Genomic DNA, 212 nt, shown 5'->3' on the forward strand with positions numbered 1-212 from the left:
ATCAGCTCGCGTACACTGCTGTAAGTATAGAAAATGAAGCCGGTGCTAATTTTACCCTAGCTAAAGACAAGGAAATAAACGGACGCTTACAAATTGAGGATGCAGGTTTACTCTATGACAATACTTTCTATTTTAATATTGTTCAAAATCCTAAAATTAAAGTTCTTTCCATAAACGAACAATCTGACGATAGCTATTTAAAACCAATTTAT

General features: G+C 33.0%; 1 pseudogene. It reads left to right on the plus strand.

The window, feature by feature from the left end:
- A pseudogene (locus ACRHOC_RS15890) lies at positions 1–212 on the plus strand (hypothetical protein); the annotation flags it as partial.

The organism is Winogradskyella poriferorum (genome assembly GCF_050618035.1).
GTDB lineage: Bacteria > Bacteroidota > Bacteroidia > Flavobacteriales > Flavobacteriaceae > Winogradskyella > Winogradskyella poriferorum_A.